We start from the raw sequence: 24,647 nt of genomic DNA, 5'->3' as shown, positions 1-24,647 counted from the left end.
TTGTAAGTTTTGCCTAGATACGTTTACCATTTTCATCCCTGAAATAATATCTGCCATCATCCGGGTTCAGTTCCAGCTTGTACTTATTATCAGGATTTCTGCTACTGTAGAAATAGTAGAAACCATCTGCTTCTTTCGTAATAACATAACCCTCTGTGGCAAACTGTTCTACCCATTTAAAAGGATCCAACAGGAAGGTCTTGAAGCGTCTTGTGTGATACAGGGCTTTAGGGATCGTGTTGAAATCCTGCAGGTTCGTACCTAACTCGGTTGCACCTGACACCCTGATAAATAGCTCATGTTTCACACGGGAGTAGTCACCCAGTTCACCCGCCCAGGTATTCCACCAGTTTGGCTTCTCCAGTCTGTTGGAAAACTTCACAATACCTTTATTCTGTAGTTTGAACGTAACACCAAAGTCTTTGGATGCTTTCAGCGTAAGACCAATGGTCAGCGTCCTGGACTTCAGCACTGTATCTTTATTATAAAGGATCAGGGGGACCAGACATAAGCCTGAATCAGCCGGCATGATGTATTCTTTCTCCAATGCCTTGAAATCCAGTCCTGATTTTGCAGTTGTGCTACTATCTACTGTTTCCAGTATAAACGTGCGTTCATGGGCCACGCGAAAACCTGAAATCCTTACCGGCACATATACGGTGTCTTCTCCTTTATCAGGAAAATAAGCGAATGAGTACAACAGGCTGTCTGTTTTGTCACTCGGATCATTAGGCGTGAAATCAAAATAAACGTTCTCTGTTGTGTCAAACAAAGGAGTTTCGTCTTTCTTGCAGGCAACGAAGACCATACAGCAAAGCACTCCGAATAAATAACTCTTTTTCATCTGGCTGTAGGTTTTTTATCGGTTACCGAATTGGATTTCATCATCAGGTAAAGGGAATACGAACATTTTATTCGTAGCCGGGTATTGGATACCTGCCAGTCCTGTTACTGCTCTGTTCAGACGTTTGTACATGTAAAAGATCTGCCCTTCTCCATAAAACTCCTTGCGGCTTTCCTTTACCAGTTCTGTCATGAACACATCTTTTGAACGCTCTTCCGTAATACGGGTACCGATACCTCTGTGAAGTCTTACTTCATTAAAGTAATCCCATGCCTTTGCAGGATCAGTATCAAACGTACACTCCGCTGCGATATAATACATTTCACTCAGGCGGAGCGCAGGCGCCATCTGGTAGTGGATGTTTGCATCTCCGTCACGGTAATATTTTTCAAGTTGTAAACGGGTACCCAGACCTCCACTCTGTTCGCTGAACCATTGTTTGTAACGGAAGTCATCGCCACCAACACCACCTGTTTCATACATATTCTGACCTTCCGCACTTGTAATAAACAGCGCACTTTCCCCATTTCTGAAACGGCTATTCAATGCGCCGGACATATTAGGCACATACCATCCAAAGAGTAATTCCCTGTATAGGATACGATCTTTCTTTTCATCATTCGGATTCAGGAAATCATTCTGGCGTGTCCAGGGGAACTTATTAGAATTGATGACTTCCAGGGCACTGGCCAGCGCATTCGCCTTATCGCCTTTGTAGAGATAGATTCTCGCCAGTTCACCACAAACAGCATAATAGTTCAGGCGATGACGACGATTCTGAAGGAACAAAGCGCCTGATTCCTCTGTGCTGGAATCCTTCGCAGGATAACCTACTTTATAACCGGCATTCAGGATCGGATCAGATACTTTCAACAGTGCTTTCGCTTCTGTCAGGTCCAGGATAGCGGAGTCCAGTACCTGCCGTACACTGGACATCGGTGTGATCTTTTTGGAGAAGTCCATTACATAGGGGATAGCCAATGCATTCGGATCGCTTACATAAGAAGGACCGAACATACGCAACAGATCAAAATGCAGGTATGCTCTCAGCGCAAGCGCTTCGCCTTTAATCAATGAATACTCCTGACCGGCAAATAACTTCTCCTGTCCTTTTATATGATGCAGGATCAGGTTACTGTTTGCTATTGCAGCATACAGCGCTTTCCAGGCATCATCCCTTCTTCTCATGAAGTTTTCTTCTTCATAGTTATAGATGGAAGTCTGTTTGTATGCCTGCGGATCCTGACTGGTAATAACATAGTTCTGTGCCAGTACATCCAGGAAACCACAGGTGATCTCCTTACCATAACTATCTTCCTGTGTACAACGACTGTACACACCATTCAGCGCTTCTTCAAAACCAGATTGTGTACTGAATAAAGCACCCTGCGACACCTCTGATTTCGGCGTTACATCCAACCATTTACTGCAGGACATCAAACCGGTCGCCATCACTATTATAAGTGTATAATATTTCTTCATCTTGCTGCTTTTTAGAACTGAGTAGATAATGAGAAGGTGAATGTTCTCGCAAAAGGATAATCGATACCTCTTTCTGCATCTATAGTGGATGTTCTCCACACATCATTCAAATTCAGTGAACACCGCAGGTTATTCATCCTGTAGCGCTTGGCCACCGACATCGGAACATTGTATCCCAGATAAACAGACTTTAATTCCACTACGTTATCGCGTTGTACAAAACGGGAAGAAGTACGGGTAGAACCCTGGTCTGCAATATCTTTAAACAGTGCATGATCTCCTGGTTGTTTCCACCTGGATTGCAGCACCCGACTATCCACATTGTATCGTGGATCTGCATTTTCTACACGGTCCACCAGTGTCTGATTATACAGATCGCCACCGCCTTTTGTATAGAATCTTACTTCAGCGACCCAGTTACCATAATACAGACTGCCTCCGAATGTACCTTCCAGTTTGGTGGTCATATCGCCGACAGGCACCATGTCTTTCACACTGTAGGTATGTGTATAGGTTCCATCTTTCTTCACAAATATCTCTTTACCATTTTCCGGATCTATCCCCATTGATCTTACGGCATAGATCGTATTAAGGGACTGTCCTTCCTGGAAACGCAGTAGCGGAACAGAATTCAGATTAGGATCACTCTCCTGTTTATCATCCACTTTATCATTGTAGCTCTTCAGCGCATTGGAGATCTTGGTGATCTTGTTTTTGTTTGTCACAAGGTTGGCAAACAGGTTGAAAGACCAGTTCTTACCTCTCAGCACGTTACTGCGGACGTTTATCTCAAAACCACGATTCACCATTTCCCCCAGGTTGGCTTTATAGTCCGTAAAACCTGTTGATGGTGGTACGATAATATCTGCAAGCAGGTCTTTGGTGAGTTTATAGTAATAACGCGGCGCAATATAGAAACGACCATTGAAAAGGTCCAGTTCCATACCGGCATCATAGTTTTTGGTACGCTGCCATCTCAGAGAAGAGTTACCATACGTTCTGAAAATCGCGCCTACCCCTGTGGAATACCAGTCGTTGCTGTAATACTGGTAAGTGGTATTAGATAAATAAGACGGGAAGGATACATCACCCGTCAGACCTGTTGTAGCCCTCAGCGTCAATTGTGAAATAACCTTACGTGGAATGAATTTTTCGTTGTGTACATTCCATCCCAGACCATAGGACCAGAAGGTAGCCATACGGGAATCAGTACCAAATTTGGAGGATCCGTCCAGACGTACGGTACCGTCCATCAGGAACTTATTTTTATAGGAATAGTTTACATAGAGAAAAGATCCGATCAGACGGTCCTGTGTGTACTCACCACTTGGAGAGCCATCTTTTTCATAAGTACGGGCAAACTCAATCTGTGAGAATCTGTCATTAGAGAAACCCTGTGCAGCAAAAGCCTTGCTGTCATTACTTCTGTCCTGAATATTCGTACCCAGTGATACGTTCAGGAAGTTAGACCTGATCTGTTTTGCATAACTCAGTGTCAGACTACCATCTGCCTGCCAGAAATCTTCATCAGCAAACGTGTATTTACCACGGTCTTTCAGATCATTACCACTTACGTTATAATATTCATTACTGAATGGTGAGGTAAATTTATCTGCAGTAGATCTCCTCTTTGTCAGGGATATCTGGCCTCTTAATCTTAATGCAGGATTAATGGTCCATTCCCCTGAAAATGCATCCATGAATTCTACGTATTGATTCTTCTCCAGACTACCCGTAGTCGCTTCATACATCGGATTCAGCACTGGATCTGTAACAGCACCACCATTAGCGCCACCGCGATAACTCCATTTGTCTACTTCACGTAACAGTCTGCCTGTTGAATCTGTTTTTGGATAGTAAGGATTCATTCTTACGTAGTTGGAAAACTCTCTGTAAGGAGATTCTCTTCCATCTACCTGTGTGATAGACATCTGATTTCTGAACTGTATCTTGTTCTGCACGTTGTAAGACAGGGATGCTGCAAGACCATAACGTTTTCTGTAAGAGCCTTTCATTACACCGTTATTGGATTGGTAACGCATATCCAATCCATATTTCACAACAGGTGTACCACCTTCAAGATATAAGGAATGTTTGTGTCCGAGATCTACCTGTAATGGCTGAGACAACCAATAAGTATTTACGCCGGCGAGTACGTTTTTCTTTTTCTGATAATATTCCTTCTCCAGATCGATCGGCGCATCTACGTTATTTGATTCATACAGTTTTGCCAGTCGTTCATACTCCAGTTTCTCTCCTGCATTCAGTACATGGTAATCAGAAAGATCAGGTGCATTCAACGTCATCTCATAACCATAGTTGACAGCCAGCTTCCCTTCTTTTGGCGCCTTTGTGCGAATGACTACTACACCGTTTGCCGCTCTTGAACCATAGATCGCTGTTGCTGCTGCATCTTTCAGCAGGGTCATAGATGCGATCCTGTTCGGATCCAGGTCAAACACAGTCTGTACATTCACCTCATAACCATCGAGAATAAAAGTAGGCTGATTGGTAACACCGGTCAGCATACTGTTTCTCGTCAGTTTGGATACGTCTGCACTTGGCAATGCGGTCGTACCCCTAACATTGATATTAGGAATTCTGTTGGGGTTAGAGCCCAGCAGATTGTTTTCAACCAGTTTAAATGAAGGGTCATATGCCTGCAAGCTGCTCAGTACGTTCTGCGGATTTACTTTTTTGATATCATCAGAAGTAAGGACCGTTGCGATACCGGTAAAACTCTCTTTCTTGATCTCATAGTACCCGGTTACAACCACATCTTTTACGGCCTGTACATCTGTCTTTAAACGTACATCCAGTTTATGTTGTCCTTTAAGCACAATTTCCTGTGCTTTGAAACCAATGAAGCTGAATACGATGTGCGCATTTTCGGGCACATTCTTCAGTTCATATTTACCGTCATTAGAAGTATGCACACCGTTTGAAGTACCTTTCACAACAACAGTTACGCCCGGTAAAGGAACGCCTGTATCATCCGTTACGAGACCGGATATATTGATAGCGGCTGGTTTTTCCTGTTCCGGCGTTGCTTTTTTTTCAACAGGCGCTGCGGGCTTGGGTGCAGGTGCTGCACCTTCCTGTTTGTAGACGATAAACATGTTAGCGCCAGATTCCTCTGCTTCCAGTCCGAGTGGTTTCAGGAATTGATTGAGGTACTGAATGAATTTCACAGATGCACCCTTGACTGCAGGCGGCTCTGTCTGGATACTGCCAATCGACTGACCTACATAGTTAATACGTACCTTATACTTTGTTTCCAATGAGACAAGGATATCTTTTAAGGTCTGTCTTCCCTTGGACTGATTCAATCCCGTTGCAGCATACAACTCCTGCTGCGGGTGGTAGTGTACTTTATCTGAAGCAGCATACCCCATGGCTGGCAACAGTAATAACAGGGCAATACGATCCCCTATACACCTAAAGTAATTTCCAGGCATAAGCAATAGATTAAGGTTGGTAGGTTGAATTTTTATCGACTAAACTTCACTAGGTTGTTTTTCTCCTGATGCTGTAGTTTTTATTGTCCTTCTTTTCGATAACCACATGTAAGGACCGTGACAGTGTTCTGAAAAATATTTCTACATCTGACATTGGTATGCTACCTGTAAATAACTCCTTCTGTAGTTCCTGCTCTTCTATCTTAATGTTAATCCCTAAGTTCTCGTTTAATACTTCGGCTACTTCCGCAATGGTTGCTTCATTGAAGACAAACATATTGTCGAGCCATGCATTATAATCTGCCGGATTCACCTTCCGGCGTGACAACTGATTAGTTTTGGTTGAAAAAGTCACCATTTCACCAGGCTTCATGCTCAGGTCTTCCTGTCCTTCGCCGTTCAGCTTCAGTTTTACGGCGCCGCTATTGAGTACCACACGTGTCATAATACGCCTGGTACTGATATTAAATGCTGTTCCTATAACCTGTACATCCACATCCGAAGTATGTACGGCAAACGGAGCATTGTTGTTTTCGTGGAGAACGGTGAAAAAACCCTCTCCATCTATCCATACTTCACGTTTACCATCACTGCCCATACTGAATCTGAGCTTTGAATTTGCATTCAGTGTTACAACAGAGCTATCTGGTAATGTGATCTTTTTTGTTTCACCGTAGGGTGTGATGTAGCCGACCAGCAACGGTTCTTTCTTATGCATGAAATACCAGGAAGCTGCAGCCACCGCCAATACACCGGCAAATGCCGCGGCATATCGCCAGGCGACGAAAATCCGCCTTTTCTCAGGTAGCTGACGGATGGAATAAGCAACACGGCTCCAGACTTCCGCCTGGTCTTCCGCTGTAGGTAGATGCTCTTCCGGCCCGATCATCAGCAATACATCCCTTGCCTGCTCTACGGTAACACGATGATCCGGATTGTCACGCAGCCAGATTTCCCAGAAGGCATTTGTTTCCTGGTCAGGATCTGTGACCCATTTCCGAAACATTCCGTCATGTAGAAACTCCCTTACTGTGTAATCTTTATAATCCATAATCAGCGTTATTCCTGATAGGCTTTAAATACATAAAGCAGCGAAATCAAAAAATCTTAGCGTCTTTTTCGACTTTTTTTTAAAAAAACTATAATTTCTTTAGAAACCTTTGGGTCGATACCCGGATATGACCAATAAAGTCAATAATTCACCACTGTGACTCTTGAGATAATTCAATGCTTTCGATAATAATACATATGTAGAATTAACGCTCAGTGACATAATTTCGGCTGTTTCCTGGGTAGACAGCCCTTCATAATAACGTAGGTACAGGATCTCCTTCTGCCGTTTTGGTAACTGATCAATCACCTTCGCGAGTTTAAGGTTGCGCTCGTTATTGGTTTGCTCGTTAATCAGCCTTTCCTCGTAAGAAGGCATGTGTGATTCCTGTGCGGCTGGTTGCTGCCTGAACAGGTTAAAAAGCCCCTCCGCCTTGCTATGTTTAACAATATTGCGCTTGAGACTGGCAAACAGGTAGAATTTGATGCTGTCAGTTACAGAAAGCTGTTGACGACTATGCCATAAGGAAGTAAAAAGATCGTGTATACAATCCTTCACCAGGCTGCTATCCGCCTGTATTTTCATTCCATATTTGTAGAGTGATGTGAACCATGTATCGTAAATGAAAGCCAATGCGCCTTCATCACTATCTATCAGCCTGCTCCAGAGCTCCTGATCTGAAAGGTCCTTATACCAGATCTCCTCCAACTATTACCGTTTACCGTTAAAATTAAAATATACTATACATATGGTGGCAGTCTAAAAATATGGAAGATGTTGCTGGCATCAAAATTGAATAATAATATTCATAGTGACTTTACACAACTTTTAAAATCTATTGTTATGATATCGAGAACATTGCGCATCGGATTTGTTGCTGTTTCAGTGACAGTTGCAGCCCTTCTTGCCGGCCATACCAGTATGGCTCAGGGTGTAGACAGTACTGCCAAGAAAATAGGCAATAAGACCGCTTCTGTGGCTGTAAAAGGGGCCATGAAGATCACCGATAAAACTTATAAAGGCAAAGAAGGTCCGGGTGGCCAGACAGTTTATATAGATAAGAAAGACAGGAAATACTATGTGGACGATAAGGGAAAAAAGGTCTATCTGAAACCTTCTGAAATCCGTGATAAGCAACAAAACTAACACGAGAAATAAAAAGGGACGCCATATAGCGTCCCTTTTTTATAAAAACTATTCATAATCAACCCATTTCGCTCAACTCCATCCAGCGTAACCCTTTATCATCCAATAACTGAATGATCTCTCCTACACGGCGTGAAAGTGGCTCCAGCTGTTCGTAAGCCAGTGTGCCTGCTCCCATTTGCTCGTCAATACTCTTCTTTTCGGCTTCCAGGGATGCAATTTCCTTTTCCAGCAGTTCCAGTTCACGTTTTTCCTTGAAAGACATTTTCTTAGCAGGCGCAGCAGGTTGTGGTGTTTCCACCACCGGTTGGGCAACCACCTTAGGCTCATTACGGCTTTCTTCCTTCCCTTTTTCATTCTGGTCCTTCTCCCAATCTCTGTACTGGCTATAGTTACCAGGGAAGTCACGCACTTCGCCGGCTCCCTCGAACACAAAAAGGTGGTCTACCAGCTTATCCATGAAATATCTGTCGTGCGTTACAATGATAATACAACCCTGGTAAGACAACAGGAACTCTTCCAGAATGCTGAGCGTTGGCAGATCAAGGTCGTTGGTCGGCTCATCGAGTATCAGGAAGTTCGGGTTACGGAAGAGGATACTGAGCAGATGCAGTCTTCTTTTCTCACCACCACTCAGTTTGGAGATATAAGTATACTGTTTCTCAGGCGTAAACAGGAATAATTGCAGGAACTGGGCGGCACTTACCTTGGTACCATCTGCCAGCGGGAAGTTTTCAGCGATATTTTTCACAAACTCGATCACACGTACGTCTTCCTTAATAATAAGACCACGCTGATCGTAGTTACCAAAGATCACCGTTTCTCCGGTATTGATCTTACCGGAATCCGGCGCTTCAATGCCCTGCAGCATATTCAGGAAGGTAGATTTACCTACCCCGTTTTTACCCACAACGCCTATTCTCTCCCCTTTCTTGAAGGTATAGTCAAATCCGTTCAGGATCTTCAGATCTCCGAAGGCTTTATAAACTTTCTTCAGTTCAATGATCTTTCCCCCCAGACGGCTCATTTTCACGTTGAGTTCCAGCTGCTGTTTCTCCAGGCGTACGCTGGCCTTTTCCTTTACCTCTTCAAATGCGTCGATTCTGGACTTGGATTTCGTCGTACGGGCCTTTGGTTGCTTACGCATCCATTCCAGCTCTTTCCGGAAGGTATTGCGGGCCTTTTCTACGCTGGCGCGATCACTTTCCTCACGGGCGGCTTTCTTCTCCAGGTAGTTTTCGTAATCCCCTTTATAAATGAACAGCTGTTGCTGATCCAGTTCCATGATTTCATTACAAACACTGTCCAGGAAGTAACGATCGTGCGTTACGAGCAGTAAAGTCACATTTTCCTGGTCCAGGTAATTTTCCAGCCACTCGATCATGTTGATATCCAGGTGGTTGGTAGGTTCGTCCATGATCAGGAGCGTATGGCGATGTTCGAAGCCGATGTCAATCAGCACTTTAGCCAATGCTACACGTTTCAGCTGTCCACCGGACAGGCTGCCCATACGCTGATCCAGGTGATGAATATTCAGTTTACCCAGGATTTGCTTCACTTTGGAGTCAAAATGCCAGGCATTCAGCTCGTCCATGCGCTCAATAGCAGCCGTCAGCTTATCCAGGTCCGGCTCGCCTTCCTCCTCGTCTGTCAGCAATTCATAGTCTCTGATAGCGGCCAGCACCGGATTCGACTGTGAAAAGATATTCGCAGAGATCGTTTTTTGTGGATCAAAGTCGGATTGCTGCTCCAGCATTACCACGCTCACGCCCTTGTGGATCCAGACAGTACCGGCATCAGGTGATTCCTGCCCGCACAGAATGCGAAGCAAAGTGGATTTACCGGCGCCATTCAAAGCGACCAGGGCAATCTTGTCCCCTTCCTCAATGTGAAAAGAAATATCCTTGAAAAGCGGCCCTGCGCCGTAAGATTTAGTGAGTCCTTCAACCGTAACGTAATGCATGGCGCGAAGTTAGTAAAATGTAGGGACGCCTGACAGCCGGAATAAAAAAAGCCTCCCGGGGATACCGGAAGGCTTATATCGTTTCTTAAGAAACCTAAAGATCGTAATACAATTGGCGGAAAGCACTTCTCAATCCAAACTGGAAGATCAGCTCTTTCTTATCCCAGCTATTGTTGCTTTCCTTCCTGGCAGTCACAGAGGCTTCCAGACGAAGGTTATATTTCGGGTTCAGCAGGTAAGCCGCTGTTCCCTGTACATACAGGAAATTCGTTTTAAGACCCTGACCGATATGATTGCCATAATCCACGGTACGGGTGAAATAAGACTTGTTGATATCCTTACCATAGTTTACACCGGCGGTATCAAGTCCGTATTTCGCAATAGTGACCTGTCCACGCAGGAAGATCCTTTTATACCTGAAATCGGCAATATTTACCCACTCCACGAAGTTCGCTCCCATAGGATGCGCCAGTGGCTGATTATAATGCCCGTAGTTATTCAGGGTACTACGCTGAGAGTAGGTATAAGGCCTTGCTGCGTTTACCTCTGTCAGGAAATTCAGATTTTTAACTTTAAACAGGTCGTTTGAACGGAAACCAAACTGGCCGCCGTACTTATTACCCCACCATCCTTTACCGCCAGTAATCTGATCCAGTTTAAACTCGTCCAGGATAAACTGGCCATAGAATGTACTGTTATTGGAAATGGCATATTTGGCATTCAGACCTAAAATAGCGTTATCAGGAGAGCCTACAGAAAACTCCACAGGACGCAGGAATACAATTGGGTTCAGGTAACTGGCGTCAAAACCACGCTTACCTGTAGAATCGGAATCCTGCCAGATCACTGCTTCAAATAAGCCAACGGAGATCTTCTTACTGATATTCCAGTCCAGGTAGTTGAATACACCCCACTTCTTACGGTATCCATTGTCGTAAGAAGCTTTTGGATATTGCATATCAATAAACTGCGCCCACATAGTAGTGTACTGCACCTTACCTACGTTTGCAATGATCTTCAGGAAAGGATAGTTGAATGCTGCATCAGATAAGAGCATGGAACGATAACCGTCGCCGATGAAATTCTTATCGTAACCTAACTGGAAATCAAAGTGTTTGCCTGCTTTATAGTTGATCAGGGCTGACGCATAAGCATAGTCAAACTTGTCGCCTTTGAAGGCTTTCCATTCACCCTGGCCCGGCACAATCCTGTTCTCACGTCCATAAGCGTCAAGGTAAGCAGGCATTTTTGCCTGATTCTCGTAAAATTCGGAACGGAAAGTGAGGTTCTTACCGATCGTACCTCCTATTACAAAACCGCGGGTGTTCACCCATACAGTTCCGTTATCTCCACTATGACCTACGATCAGATCGGGCAGGATGCTACCGTAAAAGTTGAAATCATCCCCTTTTACTTCAAGCAGATGCTCTCTGAATAATTTCCGGTATAACCAGCTTTGTTTACGGGTAGTATCTCCTTTAGGGAGATCAAAAGTTGGTTCAATTGAATAATCTCTTTGAGACGAGTGATAGCCATTACTGTCTGAAGTGGACTTATAAAATCCCAGAGAATACTGACGGCCGATACTTTGTGCGCGAACGGTAGAGCTCAATGAAATTCCTAAGCAAACCAGAACAAACACAGGGGTAATACATTTCTTGAACATAAGGAATAATTTGCTTGCCTGCTACAAATATAAGCGATTAGAGTTGGTACGATAGTACTTTATTCTGTCATACTATAGATTTATGGCATATTTCACGCTAAATAAACACTTTTCCCTGTGTTTATAAGCCATTTTCCCGAACGTCTGCGTATATCGCGGTAATTCCTTCTTCCAGTCCGATTTTCGCTTTCCATCCAAGGTTATGTAGTTTACTTACGTCCATAAGTTTACGTGGAGTGCCATCAGGTTTAGTCGTATCAAATGACAGCCCGCCTTCATAACCGGTTATTTTTTTAATCAGCAGTGCAAGGTCTTTGATACTGATATCTTCCCCTACCCCGATATTTACAAGCCCCTCTTCATTATAGTGCTGCATCAGGTAGAAGCAGGCATCGGCCATATCATCGGCGTGCAAAAATTCTCTCAGGGGAGTACCTGTACCCCATATCATTACCTCCTCAGCATTGTTTTTCTTCGCCTCGTGAAACTTGCGTAACAGGGCAGGCAATACATGGGAGTTTCTAAGATCATAGTTATCGTTAGGCCCATAAAGATTTGTCGGCATCACAGATACAAAGTTGCAACCATATTGTGCACGGTACGCATCACACATCTTAATACCGGCTATCTTGGCGATCGCATACGGCTCATTCGTCGGTTCCAGTAAGCCTGTCAGCAAATAATCCTCTCTAAGCGGCTGTGGCGCCAGTTTTGGATATATACAGGAGGAGCCCAGGAACATGAGTTTCTTTACACCATTCAGATAGGCATGATGAATAACATTATTTTGAATCATAATGTTCTCATATATAAATTCAGCCCTGAAGGTATTATTGGCTACGATCCCGCCTACCTTTGCCGCAGCCAGAAAAACGTAGTCGGGTTGCTCTGTAGCAAAAAAGGCAGCCGTCGCTTCCTGATTACGGAGGTCCAGTTCTGCAGAGGTGCGGGTGACGATATTCGTAAACCCATCCTGTTGTAATCTTCTGACAATGGCAGAACCCACCATTCCTCTATGTCCTGCTACATAAATCTTATCGCTTTGCTGCATATCCCGGCTATTCGTATTGATTAAATATTTTAAACCCTGCTTCTTTCAGTAATTTTTCTCTACGGAACAGTTCCAGGTCAGTACTAACCATCTCGCGTACCAATGCCGGCAGATCATACTTAGGCATCCACCCCAGTTTAGTTTGTGCTTTTGAAGGATCACCTATCAAAAGATCAACTTCTGTCGGCCTGAAATACCTGGGATCAATTGCTACTACTTCCTGGCCAGGTTTCACGGCTGTAATATCCGGGCCCGCACTTCTTACGATACCTTTTTCATTCACACCATTCCCCTTAAATTCAACCTCAATGCCCGCTTCTGCAAATGCCATCCTGATAAAATCCCTTACCGGCGTGGTAATACCTGTCGCAATCACATAATCTTCTGCTTTCTCCTGTTGCAGTATGAGCCACATTGCTTCTACATAATCTTTTGCATGTCCCCAGTCACGTTGGGCGTTCAGATTCCCCATATACAACTTCTCCTGCATCCCTAATGCGATCTGTGCGACACCACGGGTAATCTTACGGGTCACAAAAGTTTCTCCTCTTAAGGGACTCTCATGATTGAACAGAATACCATTACATGCGTACATATTATAGGCTTCCCTGTAGTTAACCGTGATCCAGTAAGCATACAGTTTGGCAACAGCATATGGGGAACGGGGATAAAAAGGCGTACTTTCTGATTGGGGCACCTCCTGTACAAGTCCGTACAGTTCTGAGGTAGAAGCCTGGTAGATCTTTGTCTTATTTGTCAGCCCTAGCAGTCTGATTGCTTCCAGTAACCTCAGCGTACCGATACCGTCAGCGTTGGCCGTATATTCAGGCGTTTCAAAACTAACCTGTACATGACTCATTGCACCGAGGTTGTAGATCTCATCCGGCTGTACCTGTTGAATGATGCGGATCAGATTCGTGGAATCAGTCAAATCCCCATAATGAAGCTTAAAACGGACGTCAGGCGCCTGCGGATCCTGGTAAAGATGATCAATCCGATCTGTGTTAAATAACGAACTTCTCCGCTTTATACCATGAACATCATAGCCCTTAGCCAACAGCAGTTCGCTCAGGTAAGCGCCATCCTGACCTGTAATACCGGTAATTAATGCAGTCTTCATATACGGGGTTTATAAACTTTTGTTTTTCTATGCTATTGTAAAATACGGCGAAAAACGATCTGCAGATCTATATTCCTGATTATTAAATATTTACTATTCCTTTAAAGCTCCTCACCGATAAGTGCTGTTAATGTTTTCTCATAACGTTCCCAGGTATAATTCTGCATCAATATTTTGGCATTTGCAGCCACCTTCGCGTATGGATGATTATCCTGGCCCAACTCATTCAGGTAACCTGCAAACTGCACCGGATCATCTGACACTAACAGATCTTCGCCATCCCGCGCACCTACAATGGGTCTCGCTGCCAGTGAAGTGGCCACCACTACTTTCCCCAAAGCCATGGACTCAAGGATTTTATTCTGAATACCAGCTCCTGTCTGCATAGGTGCAATCACAGCCCTGGCCGAATTGATGATTTCATACGGGTCTTCAATAAAGCCAGTCACTATTACATTTTTATTCTTTTCAGCCAGTTTAATGACAGCTGGCGCCGGATGAACCCCTACGATGTAAAACACCAGATCAGGGCTAATAAGGCTATGTACATTCTTCAGATACCAGGTTACAGCGTCAATATTCGGCTGGTAATCCATTTTCCCAAAAAAGACAATGGCATTTCGGTATTGCGGATTCGTTTTCGAATAATCGTACAATTTCGGATTTACACCATTAGGGATCCAACGCACTTTTCCTGTTTGTGCCCAGTGTTCCGACTCCTGCTTGTTTACAAAGAACGTAGCATTAAAAGTTCTGATAGATCGTTCCTCAATGGCAGTGATCCGCGGTATCTCTACTTTATAAATGCTCTTCCAGAATACAGAAGAAACCTTATCTATGGCGTTTTTATAATTGATCGCAATGGAATCTACGATGTCAAGAAACTTCGGCTTATCTGTATACTCTATGTATTTGACAGTCCTGATCAGATTTGCAATAATAAAATCCGTTTGCGGCAATAAACCATCTATATACTTCTTTACTTCTCTGAAGTAATAGTATGCTACCTGTATTGGTTCTTTCCCCAGCAAGCCTGCCAATGCATTAATATAAAACCTGTGTTTAGGAAAAGAGAAGATCTTATATGCTGCGGAATGCGTACTGAGGAACTGATTCGCATCAGCATTATCTGCGCTTTCATCCGTTATGACGATTACGTTAAGGTCGTAATGTTTATTAAGGATTTTGATGAGGTGGTAGCTTTTCAACTTATCTCCTCCTACCGGCGGATAGGGAATTCTCGTAAGCAAAAGCAAACATTTTCTTTTCTTTTCTATCATGGCGTTTTATGCACAACGCTCTCTTAGTTAGAGAGCGCTGTAAGTATTTTTCTTCTGTTAGTTCTAAAAGTACCGATGTCAGTGTTGGATTTATCAAAATCCAGGATAGTAGCATTTACAATTTGCTGTGCAAGTGCAGGATTCTTTTTCTCCAGTAATCGTAGCAATTCATAATCGACAATTCCATCTCTCATTGCTTCCAGCCTTACGGAACTGATTATTTTTCCATCTTTCGGATACACGATCCATGCATCCCCACCCACACTATTGCTGGTAGAAAAATCGAAGGGATATCCTGTCCATATGTTATATCCCCAATGCATGAACCCTGTCAGATCATATTTGTAGTTCGTCCAATGTAGAAAACGGGTCTTAATAAGTGGATTCTCAAGGAATCTGTTAGGATAATTATACTGCGGTGATACACATACATAATACCATAACTCCCCTTTATTTTGTGCCCGTTGTTTTTCAAATTTTGGAAGAGCGCCATATCTCAGATACGACAGCAACGGTACTTGTATATCCACATCAATAGGTACAGGCTGATTAATTGCCTCTATTATTTTCATATCCGGCACGACAGACCTTACAAAAGCCAGCATATCTTTATATGCCTTCGGATTCTGTTGCGTAGGCTCGTCAGAAACATGCAGGAATACAATATCATCCCAGTTCTTTTGCTTCAGATGATTATAGAGTGCTACCAGATATTCTTTATAAAACTGCCTGGCATTATTATCTGCATCATTGACCGTTACTAATTTCCGGCTGACAGCATCTCCTGCATCTGCAGGCATTACAAAACCTAGCGGACCGGCCCAGTCTGTCATCTTCTGTGCTACAAAATCACCTTCAAAACGTTTGATCCCACTCTGCATAAACAGGCCCATCATCTTATCCAAGCGCTCGAAGTTGAAAGAATAGTGCCCGTTATTGCCTTTGTTAAACGTTATCACCTTCAGCATTTCTATCCTTACTACATTCTGCCTGTAATCGTTCATTTTATCAGCCATTGCTTTCAGCGCTGTCCAATATTCATCTGAATACATTTTTGATGCCTGCGGGTTCTTCATCACAACCGATGAAGGACTAAGAAATGATGCCCAGTTAGATACCCACAAGGTTTGTTTGGTAACTGATACAGGATATACTTTTATATCAAAGTTCTTCTTTACTGACTGCTGTTCACCATTGGCTGTAACGGCTGTGACAACCAGTTCTCCATGGTATAAATCAGGTTGCTGACCAGCTGTAATAGGAACGGTCAGCCAGATAGCCTGGTTATCACCGGCATCTACAGCTATACTCTGTTGTTCATAAAGCGGATCCGGAAATGTTCCATCCTTTGACCTGATGATGTCAGTGGCGGGTTTGTCTGTATACTTACCCTGCTTTACATAGCCAACAAATTTGACCATGCTGTTACTGATTGTTCCTCCACGCTCCCCTTTTATACCTGTGATCTTCGCCGACAAAGATTTAATGGCAGTTCCTGACCTGTAGACAAACTGGAATGAAGCATACTCTCCTTTTGCCACGTCTGCCACAGGCTTTATCTCCTGAAGATCATTGGAATACTTAAATACCTTTACAAGCGGATCGACAAACATCGCCGTTGCACCTCCCTTCTTCCGATTACTTTCCTGTGCGCTAAGTATGCCAAATGGCAATACGCCTAATAACAACAAAAAGAATGCTTTCATAGCAGATTCGTTTCAGTTAACTAAATAGCTCTCTCAATCTTTGCTCCTCATCTTCCCAATAAAGCTTTTCTCCGGATGCTGATATGTTCTTGTTCATCTCCGTCAATCTTGCCTTATTACCACTCACATCCTGCAACAGACGTACGATAGCCGCTTTATCATATGGATTTACAGCAAAACCTGTTCCTTTCGACAGCACCATCTTACCTAACTCGGTATCTTCTGCAAATACAGCTGGTTTGTTGAGCATCATGCTTTCGAAAAACTTATTGGAAATCGCATACTTCACATTATAATCATCTGAAGGATAAACTGCCCATATCAGGTCAACAGCGTTGTATATCCCTGATACCTCTTCATACTTATAACGTCCGTAGAACTTTACCTGTTCTTTCCCTGCTGTATATGCTTTCAGATTCCCCATATCAGGGCCATCTCCATAAAACAGTATTTCTACAGGCAAATTCTCTGCCGCATCTACCAGGTTCTTCAGTACGTCAAAATATCTCAGGATACCAATAAAGGCTACTTTAAGACGGCCCGCTGATACCGTTGATGCCTCCGAAGCTGCTACAGCGGCTTGCTGAGGTCTATTTTCAAGCAGAATTTGCTTACCCTTAAAAAATCGGTACTTCTTAGGATAAAATCTGGAAGCATGTATGATTGCTGCTGTCTTTTTCAGAGAACTACGCTCTATTGCCTGCAATAGTTTTAGCACCATCGGGTTGCCGGCTGTTGGCATATCAAGATTTTCATATATCAGCTGCTGACCTTTCCGTATTGCCCTGGATGACAACCATAATACCTCCCAATGGGAAGCAATAATGTAATCAGGAGCGAATTCATCATTTATCTGACGGATATATTTCCCGAAACCTTTTAGTTTAAGCAACTTAACTAACGGATTACCATAAGGAGCAGCTTCTTTATACGCGTAGGTCTCGAATCCGGGAATAGATACCGCAGAGTCATCCCGGTTCCATACCAGCACCCTGATGTCAGCAGCCTGCCCATATAACTTTTTCAGAGATGAAAGTATACGTCCATTCCTTGTGTTGATCGGGTATGTGCTGTCTATCAGTAGAATTTTGATCATACTAACTATTAAAATAACCTTTGAATGTCTCCACTATCCGCTGTACCGCCTTCCCATCACCATATGGGTTGACTTTAGAAATAAAATTGTTTTCAGGGGCCAGATAATGACTGATCCTGTCCACAATTTTCTTCACATCTGTACCTACCAGCTCTACTGTTCCTCCTTCGAGTGCTTCTACACGCTCAGTCACATCCCGCATTACCAGTACCGGTTTTCCCAGACTTGGCGCTTCTTCCTGTACTCCTCCCGAATCCGTCAGCACGATATCAGCGGCTTCCATCACAAACACAAAATCCTGATAGTTCAGTGGCTCTATCAAATGGATATTAGGGATATCTTTCAGATACTTCTCCACAGGTTCCTTCACTTTAGGATTGGGATGTACCGGATAAATGATCGCCAGGTTCTTATGTGTTTGGGCCAGCTTTGCCAACGCTTCACAAATGTTTACAAACCCATGTCCAAAACTTTCTCTCCTGTGTGCAGTAACTAATACTGTCTGTATAGAAGGATCATTCAGCACCGTAATAACGTTCTGATCGACGTTACCTCCGGACAAAGACTGACGTTTAATTTTATCGGTAGTCCAGTAAAGTGCATCGATCACTGTATTACCTGTGAGATAAATATTTTGCTCCTTCACACCCTCGCTCAGCAGATTATCACGATTCAGAGAAGTAGGCACAAAATGCCACCTGGCCATACGACCGGTCAATTGTCTGTTTAACTCTTCCGGGAAAGGAGCATCCAGGTTATACGTGCGTAAACCCGCCTCAATATGTCCAACAGGTATCTGCTGATAAAAAGCTGCCAGTGCCGTTGCAAAACTTGTTGTCGTATCTCCATGCACAAGTACAGCGTCAGGCTGATAATCTTTCAGTACATCTTTCATACCCGACAATACATTGGCCGTAATATCATAAAGATCCTGACCAGGGCGCATGATGTTCAGATCATAATCAGGTGAGATCTCAAACCATTGCAGAACCTGGTCCAGCATTTCACGATGCTGTGCCGTCACACATACTTTACAATCGAAGAACGCTGATTCCTCTTTAAATTTTTTCACTAACGGGGCCATCTTAATGGCTTCTGGCCTGGTGCCAAATACCAACAATATCTTTTTCATAGCTAAATTTCTTGGTTTACTTTTAAGCCTTCTTATACTTCCTGTATAAAAAAGCATAAAAAGTGGGGCTCATTCTCAGCAAAAAGAGACCTATTTTATCTCGTGTATTTATATAATGGTTCAGGTAAAACTTTTTGAAAAAGAAGCGGGACTCCTGTTTACTGAGTATAGTATTGAAATATTGATCACGTTGCTTTGTATCCTTATTACCATGTATTGCCAATTGATTGATCAGTTGCAGCACATACGTATTGAGATAAAAGCTTTGCAATGCCTCTTCTAACCCTTGTTCTCCTTTTGCCTTGATATAATCTATGATCTGCTTCACCAATACAATTTTCTCCACCATTTTTGGAGAGATAGAGTTCATGATTGAACCACTACGTTGCCGGTAATTGTAGTAGGATTTATCTACTTTAATTACAACAGATGCATCTGCAATCAGCATCACTGTAGGCAGATCTTCATATAGATACCCCACCGGAAATCTAAATTGCCGTTCTACCACAAAGGTTCTCCTGAACATTTTATTACAGGCGGAAATAACAATATTCCCGGTAAGAAATGCCTCCAGTATATCTTTCCTGTTACGCAAAACATTACCATCGATCCTTCCTCCGGATAATACTTCGTTCCGGTCTTCATATACCTTTGTATAGTCGCAGATAACCACTTCCGCATTCCCGTCGCTTGCTACCTTATACAGATCCTGCAGCATTTCCTTTTCAAGCCAGTCATCGCCGTCGAGGAAACAGATATACTCTCCTGTGGCTGCCTGTATCCCTGTATTGCGTGCGCCACTCAGCCCCTGATTCTGCTGACTGATAATTTTCAGCGCAACCTGAGAATGTGATGCCTTTATTTTTTCAAGCACTGATAAGGTACCATCAGAAGACTGATCATTGACAACAATTATTTCAATCTCACTTAATGTCTGTTCAATGACGGACATCACACATTCCTCAATATATTTCTCTACGTTATAAGCAGGAATAATTACACTTACTTTCATCAGACGGTCGCTGTTAATTTGACTCGAAAGGCCACTTGTAAAACAAATAGTTTTTATACGGATTATACTCTTTCGCTATGGTGCCTCTATATAATCCGCTCATAAAATAGAAACTCATACCTACCAGGAACACCGCAAAAAAAGTTATACGCATCGATTTTCTTACCGGTATCACCAATAGGAAATAAGACAACAATATCTCCTGGAATATCTGAAAATACAGGCTGTATCTTGAAATCAATACCTCGAAACTGTTGGTCAGTGTCCAGATAAAAAAGTATAAACAGAAAATATTGAAGACAAAATCGAAATAAGGGGTATTCTCACGCAGATACTGACGGTATCTAAGTCCGAACAAAAATATCAGGAGCTTCAATATAAACCCAATACCGAATCCACGCCCCGCTCCATAATCATCCCTGGTAAGATAGCTAAGCAGTTTGTTGTTAACAAACTCTGGTAATACGCCCACTCTTGAAAGCATCGATATCACCTCAGTGATCGGGAAAAACAGATTGATCATGAATGCAATCAACAATGCAGCAACCACCAGTTTCACATTTGTCGCCTTATGAAAAGGAATAAAAAAAAGTGGTATGAATACAATAATGGAAGAATGGAAAAAGAACCCGATTATAATAAACAACGCATATCTCCAGAAATTACGCTTATACAGATGCTGGAAAGCAATTGCCATGAAGAGGAATGCAATCGCCTGTCTTACGCCTGCAAAATTATATTGTATATAGTTGTAGGCATAAAAACCCAGCAAAGCGACAAAGGGATAGGGAGAAAATTGCCTGATCAATATAAATGCACCGATAATATTCATCACTACGGCGATGAAGAAAACCACTGTAATATCCAATCCCATTGTTTTCACTATTGAACTCAGATAAACATATCCGATCTCAAAGTGCATGGGATCAAAAAACTCATACCTGAATTCAAAAAATTTATCTATCCTGGGCAGGATGGTATCATAGTGAAGTTCGTAGTTAGGCCAGTCTGCACCAGTATGATACCTCAATCCTGCAAAACAGGTCAGTATAATAAATGCAACACTATATAGAAATGCCTGCGACTCCTTATTTTGCCTATAACTTTCGGTCAGGTTGTAACAACCGAAAGCTGTAAATATTAGAAATATTATTAGATAGGCCATAAATAACTTTTTATATCATCGCTGATCAATTCTTCACAATAGTTTCAATAAGCTTTCCACTGTTGACAATGAGTGCATCAACAGAGAATACTTCCTGCTGACGTTGTCTGTTTCTGGCGCCCATGTCTTTACGAAGTACATCAGATGCAAATAATCTTCCCAGATCCGCAGCCAGTTTTTCTGCATTACCAACCGGAGAGAGCCAGTTTTTCATATCCTCACCCAGTGCACAATGTAATGCAGCTACATCACTACCTAAAACCGGCAATGAATGTAACATCGATTCCAATACCGCATTCGGTAGTCCTTCACTTTTTTCGAAGGCACAAAGAACAGAAATATCAATAGCGCCTAACATTGAATGGACATCTTTAACACCTCCCATAAATACCACACTATCCGTTATACCGGACGATGCCGCCAGTTGCCTGAGTCGCTCTTCTGTATTCTGCGGACGGCCAGCTAATAACAATCTATGTCCTTCCTTATTTTCTTTACCTGCCAATAACAAGGCCCACGCTTTCAGCAAGGTTTCATGGTCTTTCTGGTCATGCAGATTAGCCAGCATACAAACCAGTAAACCATGCTCAGTAAAGCCCTGCTGTTTTCTCCATTCGGCCCTGGATAATGCAGGTGTTGCCTCCTCTACGCCATTGTAAATCACGTTTACTTTTTGCTCTTTGATAAAAAGATCTTTTATCAGGTATTCTGCTCCCGCATCTGAGTTAGCTATAAAATGTGTACAATTGGAAATTGCCCTTCTATTGATCCCATCAGACATAATCCCTCTGCCATCATCACGTTGATTCCAGATGACTGTCACATTCTTCCCTAAAAATGGGCGTACAAGTCCGCTCCAGATATTCGATTCGTAACAGTAAGGCATTACTATCTCTGCTTTTATCCGTTTCAGCTGCAACAGAAAACGTAACATAGCCATCAACGCGAATGGCAGATGTAAAAACTTATACAGACTAAAAGAGCGGATGATGGAATAGTTAAAACCATATTGTTCCAATAACTCCGTACAACGCCCTTTCTGTTTTCCAAAACAGATAAAGGAAATATTAGCCTGATATTTTTCCCGGAGTCCGCGGGCCAGCAGTATACTCTGCCTTTCTGCACCTCCAAGTTCAGTCGTCGCCAGTACGAATACGATATTTTTATTGGTTAATGTCACCCTAATTATTTAATGCTATTATAAAAATCCTCTGCCATAAAATACTGTGCCTTGAATGTACCTTCATGCCATACCAGATCTTTATCCCAATATCCCGGACAATGATCATATGCCGCTATGGAAAAACAATAACTCATCTCTACCAGGAGCGGTTTATTGTCTTTATCCATTATAAAATCATATGCCATGGATTGCGTATCAAGTTTTTCAGAAACCTCAAATGCAATCCGGATACAACGCGGATCAAACATCTCTTTATCATAATCAAACTTTCCGCTGCCGGAGGCACGGAAGTCATTCTCCCTGTTATAGCGCCTTAAGCCAAAACACCTGTTCCCTATCACCACCAGCCTGGTATCATACTTATTGTCAGGTATGAACTCCTGAAAATACAGATACCCTCTTTCCCTTGGGCTGTGTTTTTCTACTTCCGTCCGGATAAAGATGCGCAGGAATGCCTTTACCACAGTAATAAAGGCTGCCATACCAGGCGCTCTTTTTGCTTTCAATATGCTATCCTTAAATAAGGCAACCCTGTCAAAAGAAGGAAATCCTTTACCGAAGGCCTTCCTCATTAACTGTTTAGCGGCAGTGCTATTCTTTACAAGCTTCACATTAACAGAAGACGCTCCACCTTTCAACTTGAATACTTTCGGATAACTGGTAGATTCGATCCACTTTCTGGCTTCTTCTTCTTCGTAAAAAACATAAGAAGGCACCATCGGGCTTCCTATAGCAGTAAACAGATATCCCTGACTGATCTTATCATCAAAATGAGATCCGGTATTACTGTTCGGAAATACCTTCATTCCCATTTTCTCCAGCGCCGTTGTTAACTGCCTTGCGAATTGCAATGCGATAATGTCTCCCTGATACCAATGCCACATCAGCCCATCACAATCTTTCAACTGTTCAAATAAATCACTGGCATAACAGTTGACCAGCTTATACGCTATATTGTGTTTTTCACAATACTCAATCCACCGGCCGCTAAAGCTATGAATCCCGTTATCAAAGTGTATAGCTATCATTCATGTGCAGTTTTAAAGTCCAGTTTATATTTTCTCCATAACCCCATCCCCAGTATACACCTGGCAAAAGTCAGATTAATAGCGGCCCCGATAGCCCCCATTGTAAGGATCAGCGGAAAAGACAAGATGAAGCCTGTCAATGATGCCAGTATGGTATTTTTCATTACCAGACGGTCCTGCCGCTTGACAATAAAATAGTTCGTACCATAGCAACAATACATCGCAAACATGAATACACTTGGCGCCAGTATACAAATAACCGGCACCCCGATCATCGGCAGTTTCAATACCCATACGATGGGATAGGACATTATACAAAAACCGATCGCGATCAAAAGACCTATAGAAAGAATAAGTTTGACAAACTTATCGAAAGACTTAAAGTTTCTGTTAAGATGCGGGAAAAATACGCGTGAAAGGATACTGATGATTTCAATACCATATTCTACGATATTCTTTGACACTCCATAAATTCCGACTACACTGTTATTCGTCAGCAAGCCTAAAATAAAAGTGGTAGAATTATTATAAAGATTAGGAACAAACTGATTAACAAAGATGTTGAAATTATCATGTAGGGTCTTACGTATTACCGCAAATCCCGGAAAAGAAAACCGTAACTTATACTTAATCGTTAACAACAACTGACCATAGATGCCTGCTATAAGATAGCCCAGCATATTTAACATGGGGAGATAATAATAATCTTCTTTTGATTTGATCAATACGAAAATACAAATCGTAAAAAAGATCTTAATCGATGCATTGATAATCGTGATATACTTCATCTGTTCTATCCCCTGAAAAAACCATTCGGGGAATAACGCACTACCTATTAGTTGCAGAAAACAGAAGGCATAAATAAACCAGTATTCCGAGAATCTGGGTACCAGGAACACCACCGAAAAAAAAACCAGGCAGGAGATACCTAACAATAGAAATTTTGTTGATAATACTTTGCTGTAGATGCTGCAAAGTTCAGCATGGTTATCCCTATGTACCGCCACGTCCCTTGTAGCAGAAATATTAAAACTGTATTCAGAAAACTTATCAAAATACAGTAAAAGGGAATTGGCCATTACAATAATGCCATAATGGTCGGCGCCTACAATACGCAACACATAGGGCAATGTCAGTAGCGGTAAAACGATATTCAGTCCATGCAATATGGACAGAGAAAAGAAGTTCTTTACCAGCGAACTCTTTCGCTTCTCCTTTACAAGTTCAATTACCCGCTTATAAAGATCAGTAGTCGCACTCATTA

The 24,647-nt window shown here is 42.6% G+C and carries 19 protein-coding genes; 1 reads left to right on the top strand and 18 read right to left on the bottom strand.

Going from position 1 to position 24,647, the window contains the following annotated elements; genetic code table 11:
* Positions 1-13 precede the first annotated feature (13 nt).
* The 5 genes from CPIN_RS05430 to CPIN_RS05410 form a co-directional block, all read right to left on the bottom strand.
* Positions 14-844, bottom strand: coding sequence for a DUF4843 domain-containing protein (locus CPIN_RS05430; protein WP_012788773.1), 831 nt, complete (start codon positions 842-844; stop codon positions 14-16).
* Between the two features lie 15 nt (positions 845-859).
* Positions 860-2,326, bottom strand: coding sequence for a RagB/SusD family nutrient uptake outer membrane protein (locus tag CPIN_RS05425; RefSeq protein ID WP_012788772.1), 1,467 nt, complete (start codon positions 2,324-2,326; stop codon positions 860-862).
* Between the two features lie 11 nt (positions 2,327-2,337).
* Entirely contained in the window at positions 2,338-5,784 is a 3,447-nt protein-coding gene (locus CPIN_RS05420; RefSeq protein WP_012788771.1) for a SusC/RagA family TonB-linked outer membrane protein, read from the bottom strand.
* A 49-nt stretch (positions 5,785-5,833) separates the two neighbouring features.
* A complete protein-coding gene (locus tag CPIN_RS05415; RefSeq protein ID WP_012788770.1) occupies positions 5,834-6,835 on the bottom strand; it encodes a FecR family protein in 1,002 nt (333 codons plus the stop codon).
* A gap of 99 nt (positions 6,836-6,934) precedes the next feature.
* The gene (locus CPIN_RS05410) at positions 6,935-7,543 is read right to left on the bottom strand and encodes an RNA polymerase sigma factor (RefSeq protein WP_012788769.1); all 609 of its coding nucleotides are present in this window, start codon (positions 7,541-7,543) and stop codon (positions 6,935-6,937) included.
* Positions 7,544-7,678: 135 nt separating this feature from the next.
* On the opposite strand from CPIN_RS05410, the gene CPIN_RS05405 reads away from it, so the two are divergent.
* The gene (locus CPIN_RS05405) at positions 7,679-7,981 is read left to right on the top strand and encodes a hypothetical protein (protein ID WP_052306743.1); all 303 of its coding nucleotides are present in this window, start codon (positions 7,679-7,681) and stop codon (positions 7,979-7,981) included.
* A 58-nt stretch (positions 7,982-8,039) separates the two neighbouring features.
* Here the strand turns inward: CPIN_RS05405 and CPIN_RS05400 are convergent, their stop codons facing one another.
* The 13 genes from CPIN_RS05400 to CPIN_RS05340 all read right to left on the bottom strand — a co-directional run bounded on the left by CPIN_RS05400 (position 8,040) and on the right by CPIN_RS05340 (position 24,645).
* Positions 8,040-9,944, bottom strand: coding sequence for an ABC-F family ATP-binding cassette domain-containing protein (locus CPIN_RS05400; RefSeq protein ID WP_012788767.1), 1,905 nt, complete (start codon positions 9,942-9,944; stop codon positions 8,040-8,042).
* Positions 9,945-10,038: 94 nt separating this feature from the next.
* Complete coding sequence (locus CPIN_RS05395) at positions 10,039-11,610, bottom strand: hypothetical protein (protein ID WP_012788766.1); 1,572 nt, start codon at positions 11,608-11,610, stop codon at positions 10,039-10,041.
* Between the two features lie 121 nt (positions 11,611-11,731).
* Entirely contained in the window at positions 11,732-12,661 is a 930-nt protein-coding gene (fcl, locus tag CPIN_RS05390) for a GDP-L-fucose synthase (RefSeq protein ID WP_012788765.1), read from the bottom strand.
* A gap of 7 nt (positions 12,662-12,668) precedes the next feature.
* The gene (gmd, locus tag CPIN_RS05385) at positions 12,669-13,781 is read right to left on the bottom strand and encodes a GDP-mannose 4,6-dehydratase (RefSeq protein ID WP_012788764.1); all 1,113 of its coding nucleotides are present in this window, start codon (positions 13,779-13,781) and stop codon (positions 12,669-12,671) included.
* Between the two features lie 101 nt (positions 13,782-13,882).
* Entirely contained in the window at positions 13,883-15,031 is a 1,149-nt protein-coding gene (locus CPIN_RS05380; protein WP_044217926.1) for a glycosyltransferase, read from the bottom strand.
* 53 nt (positions 15,032-15,084) lie between these two features.
* The gene (locus tag CPIN_RS36355; RefSeq protein WP_012788762.1) at positions 15,085-16,767 is read right to left on the bottom strand and encodes a DUF4091 domain-containing protein; all 1,683 of its coding nucleotides are present in this window, start codon (positions 16,765-16,767) and stop codon (positions 15,085-15,087) included.
* Positions 16,768-16,783: 16 nt separating this feature from the next.
* On the bottom strand, positions 16,784-17,863 hold the full coding sequence (locus tag CPIN_RS05370) for a glycosyltransferase (RefSeq protein ID WP_012788761.1): 1,080 nt from the start codon (positions 17,861-17,863) through the stop codon (positions 16,784-16,786).
* A gap of 1 nt (position 17,864) precedes the next feature.
* Positions 17,865-18,995, bottom strand: coding sequence for a non-hydrolyzing UDP-N-acetylglucosamine 2-epimerase (gene wecB / locus CPIN_RS05365; protein WP_012788760.1), 1,131 nt, complete (start codon positions 18,993-18,995; stop codon positions 17,865-17,867).
* Positions 18,996-19,017: 22 nt separating this feature from the next.
* A complete protein-coding gene (locus CPIN_RS05360) occupies positions 19,018-20,007 on the bottom strand; it encodes a glycosyltransferase family 2 protein (protein WP_012788759.1) in 990 nt (329 codons plus the stop codon).
* Between the two features lie 13 nt (positions 20,008-20,020).
* Complete coding sequence (locus tag CPIN_RS05355) at positions 20,021-21,172, bottom strand: EpsG family protein (protein WP_012788758.1); 1,152 nt, start codon at positions 21,170-21,172, stop codon at positions 20,021-20,023.
* Positions 21,173-21,197: 25 nt separating this feature from the next.
* Positions 21,198-22,352, bottom strand: coding sequence for a glycosyltransferase (locus CPIN_RS05350; RefSeq protein ID WP_012788757.1), 1,155 nt, complete (start codon positions 22,350-22,352; stop codon positions 21,198-21,200).
* A gap of 5 nt (positions 22,353-22,357) precedes the next feature.
* Positions 22,358-23,383 carry an ATP-grasp domain-containing protein gene (locus tag CPIN_RS05345; protein WP_012788756.1) on the bottom strand — a complete coding sequence of 342 codons (1,026 nt, stop codon included), beginning with the start codon at positions 23,381-23,383 and terminating at the stop codon, positions 22,358-22,360.
* On the bottom strand, positions 23,380-24,645 hold the full coding sequence (locus tag CPIN_RS05340; RefSeq protein ID WP_012788755.1) for an oligosaccharide flippase family protein: 1,266 nt from the start codon (positions 24,643-24,645) through the stop codon (positions 23,380-23,382). The genes CPIN_RS05345 and CPIN_RS05340 overlap by 4 nt, the downstream gene beginning before the upstream one ends.
* Positions 24,646-24,647: the final 2 nt, after the last annotated feature.

Source organism: Chitinophaga pinensis DSM 2588 (assembly GCF_000024005.1).
GTDB lineage: Bacteria > Bacteroidota > Bacteroidia > Chitinophagales > Chitinophagaceae > Chitinophaga > Chitinophaga pinensis.
The sequence above is the reverse complement of the archived record's forward strand: the minus strand, read 5'-3'. Positions and strand labels throughout refer to the sequence as shown.

Excerpts from the sequence above, each read along its gene's own strand:
- CPIN_RS05430 (WP_012788773.1), bottom strand. The coding sequence starts at position 844 with ATGAAAAAGAGTTATTTATTCGGAGTGCTTTGCTGTATGGTCTTCGTT.
- CPIN_RS05425 (WP_012788772.1), bottom strand. The coding sequence starts at position 2,326 with ATGAAGAAATATTATACACTTATAATAGTGATGGCGACCGGTTTGATG.
- CPIN_RS05420 (WP_012788771.1), bottom strand. The coding sequence starts at position 5,784 with ATGCCTGGAAATTACTTTAGGTGTATAGGGGATCGTATTGCCCTGTTA.
- CPIN_RS05415 (WP_012788770.1), bottom strand. The coding sequence starts at position 6,835 with ATGGATTATAAAGATTACACAGTAAGGGAGTTTCTACATGACGGAATG.
- CPIN_RS05405 (WP_052306743.1), top strand. The coding sequence starts at position 7,679 with ATGATATCGAGAACATTGCGCATCGGATTTGTTGCTGTTTCAGTGACA.
- CPIN_RS05400 (WP_012788767.1), bottom strand. The coding sequence starts at position 9,944 with ATGCATTACGTTACGGTTGAAGGACTCACTAAATCTTACGGCGCAGGG.
- CPIN_RS05395 (WP_012788766.1), bottom strand. The coding sequence starts at position 11,610 with ATGTTCAAGAAATGTATTACCCCTGTGTTTGTTCTGGTTTGCTTAGGA.
- fcl (WP_012788765.1), bottom strand. The coding sequence starts at position 12,661 with ATGCAGCAAAGCGATAAGATTTATGTAGCAGGACATAGAGGAATGGTG.
- gmd (WP_012788764.1), bottom strand. The coding sequence starts at position 13,781 with ATGAAGACTGCATTAATTACCGGTATTACAGGTCAGGATGGCGCTTAC.
- CPIN_RS36355 (WP_012788762.1), bottom strand. The coding sequence starts at position 16,767 with ATGAAAGCATTCTTTTTGTTGTTATTAGGCGTATTGCCATTTGGCATA.
- CPIN_RS05370 (WP_012788761.1), bottom strand. The coding sequence starts at position 17,863 with ATGATCAAAATTCTACTGATAGACAGCACATACCCGATCAACACAAGG.
- wecB (WP_012788760.1), bottom strand. The coding sequence starts at position 18,995 with ATGAAAAAGATATTGTTGGTATTTGGCACCAGGCCAGAAGCCATTAAG.
- CPIN_RS05360 (WP_012788759.1), bottom strand. The coding sequence starts at position 20,007 with ATGAAAGTAAGTGTAATTATTCCTGCTTATAACGTAGAGAAATATATT.
- CPIN_RS05355 (WP_012788758.1), bottom strand. The coding sequence starts at position 21,172 with ATGGCCTATCTAATAATATTTCTAATATTTACAGCTTTCGGTTGTTAC.
- CPIN_RS05345 (WP_012788756.1), bottom strand. The coding sequence starts at position 23,383 with ATGATAGCTATACACTTTGATAACGGGATTCATAGCTTTAGCGGCCGG.
- CPIN_RS05340 (WP_012788755.1), bottom strand. The coding sequence starts at position 24,645 with ATGAGTGCGACTACTGATCTTTATAAGCGGGTAATTGAACTTGTAAAG.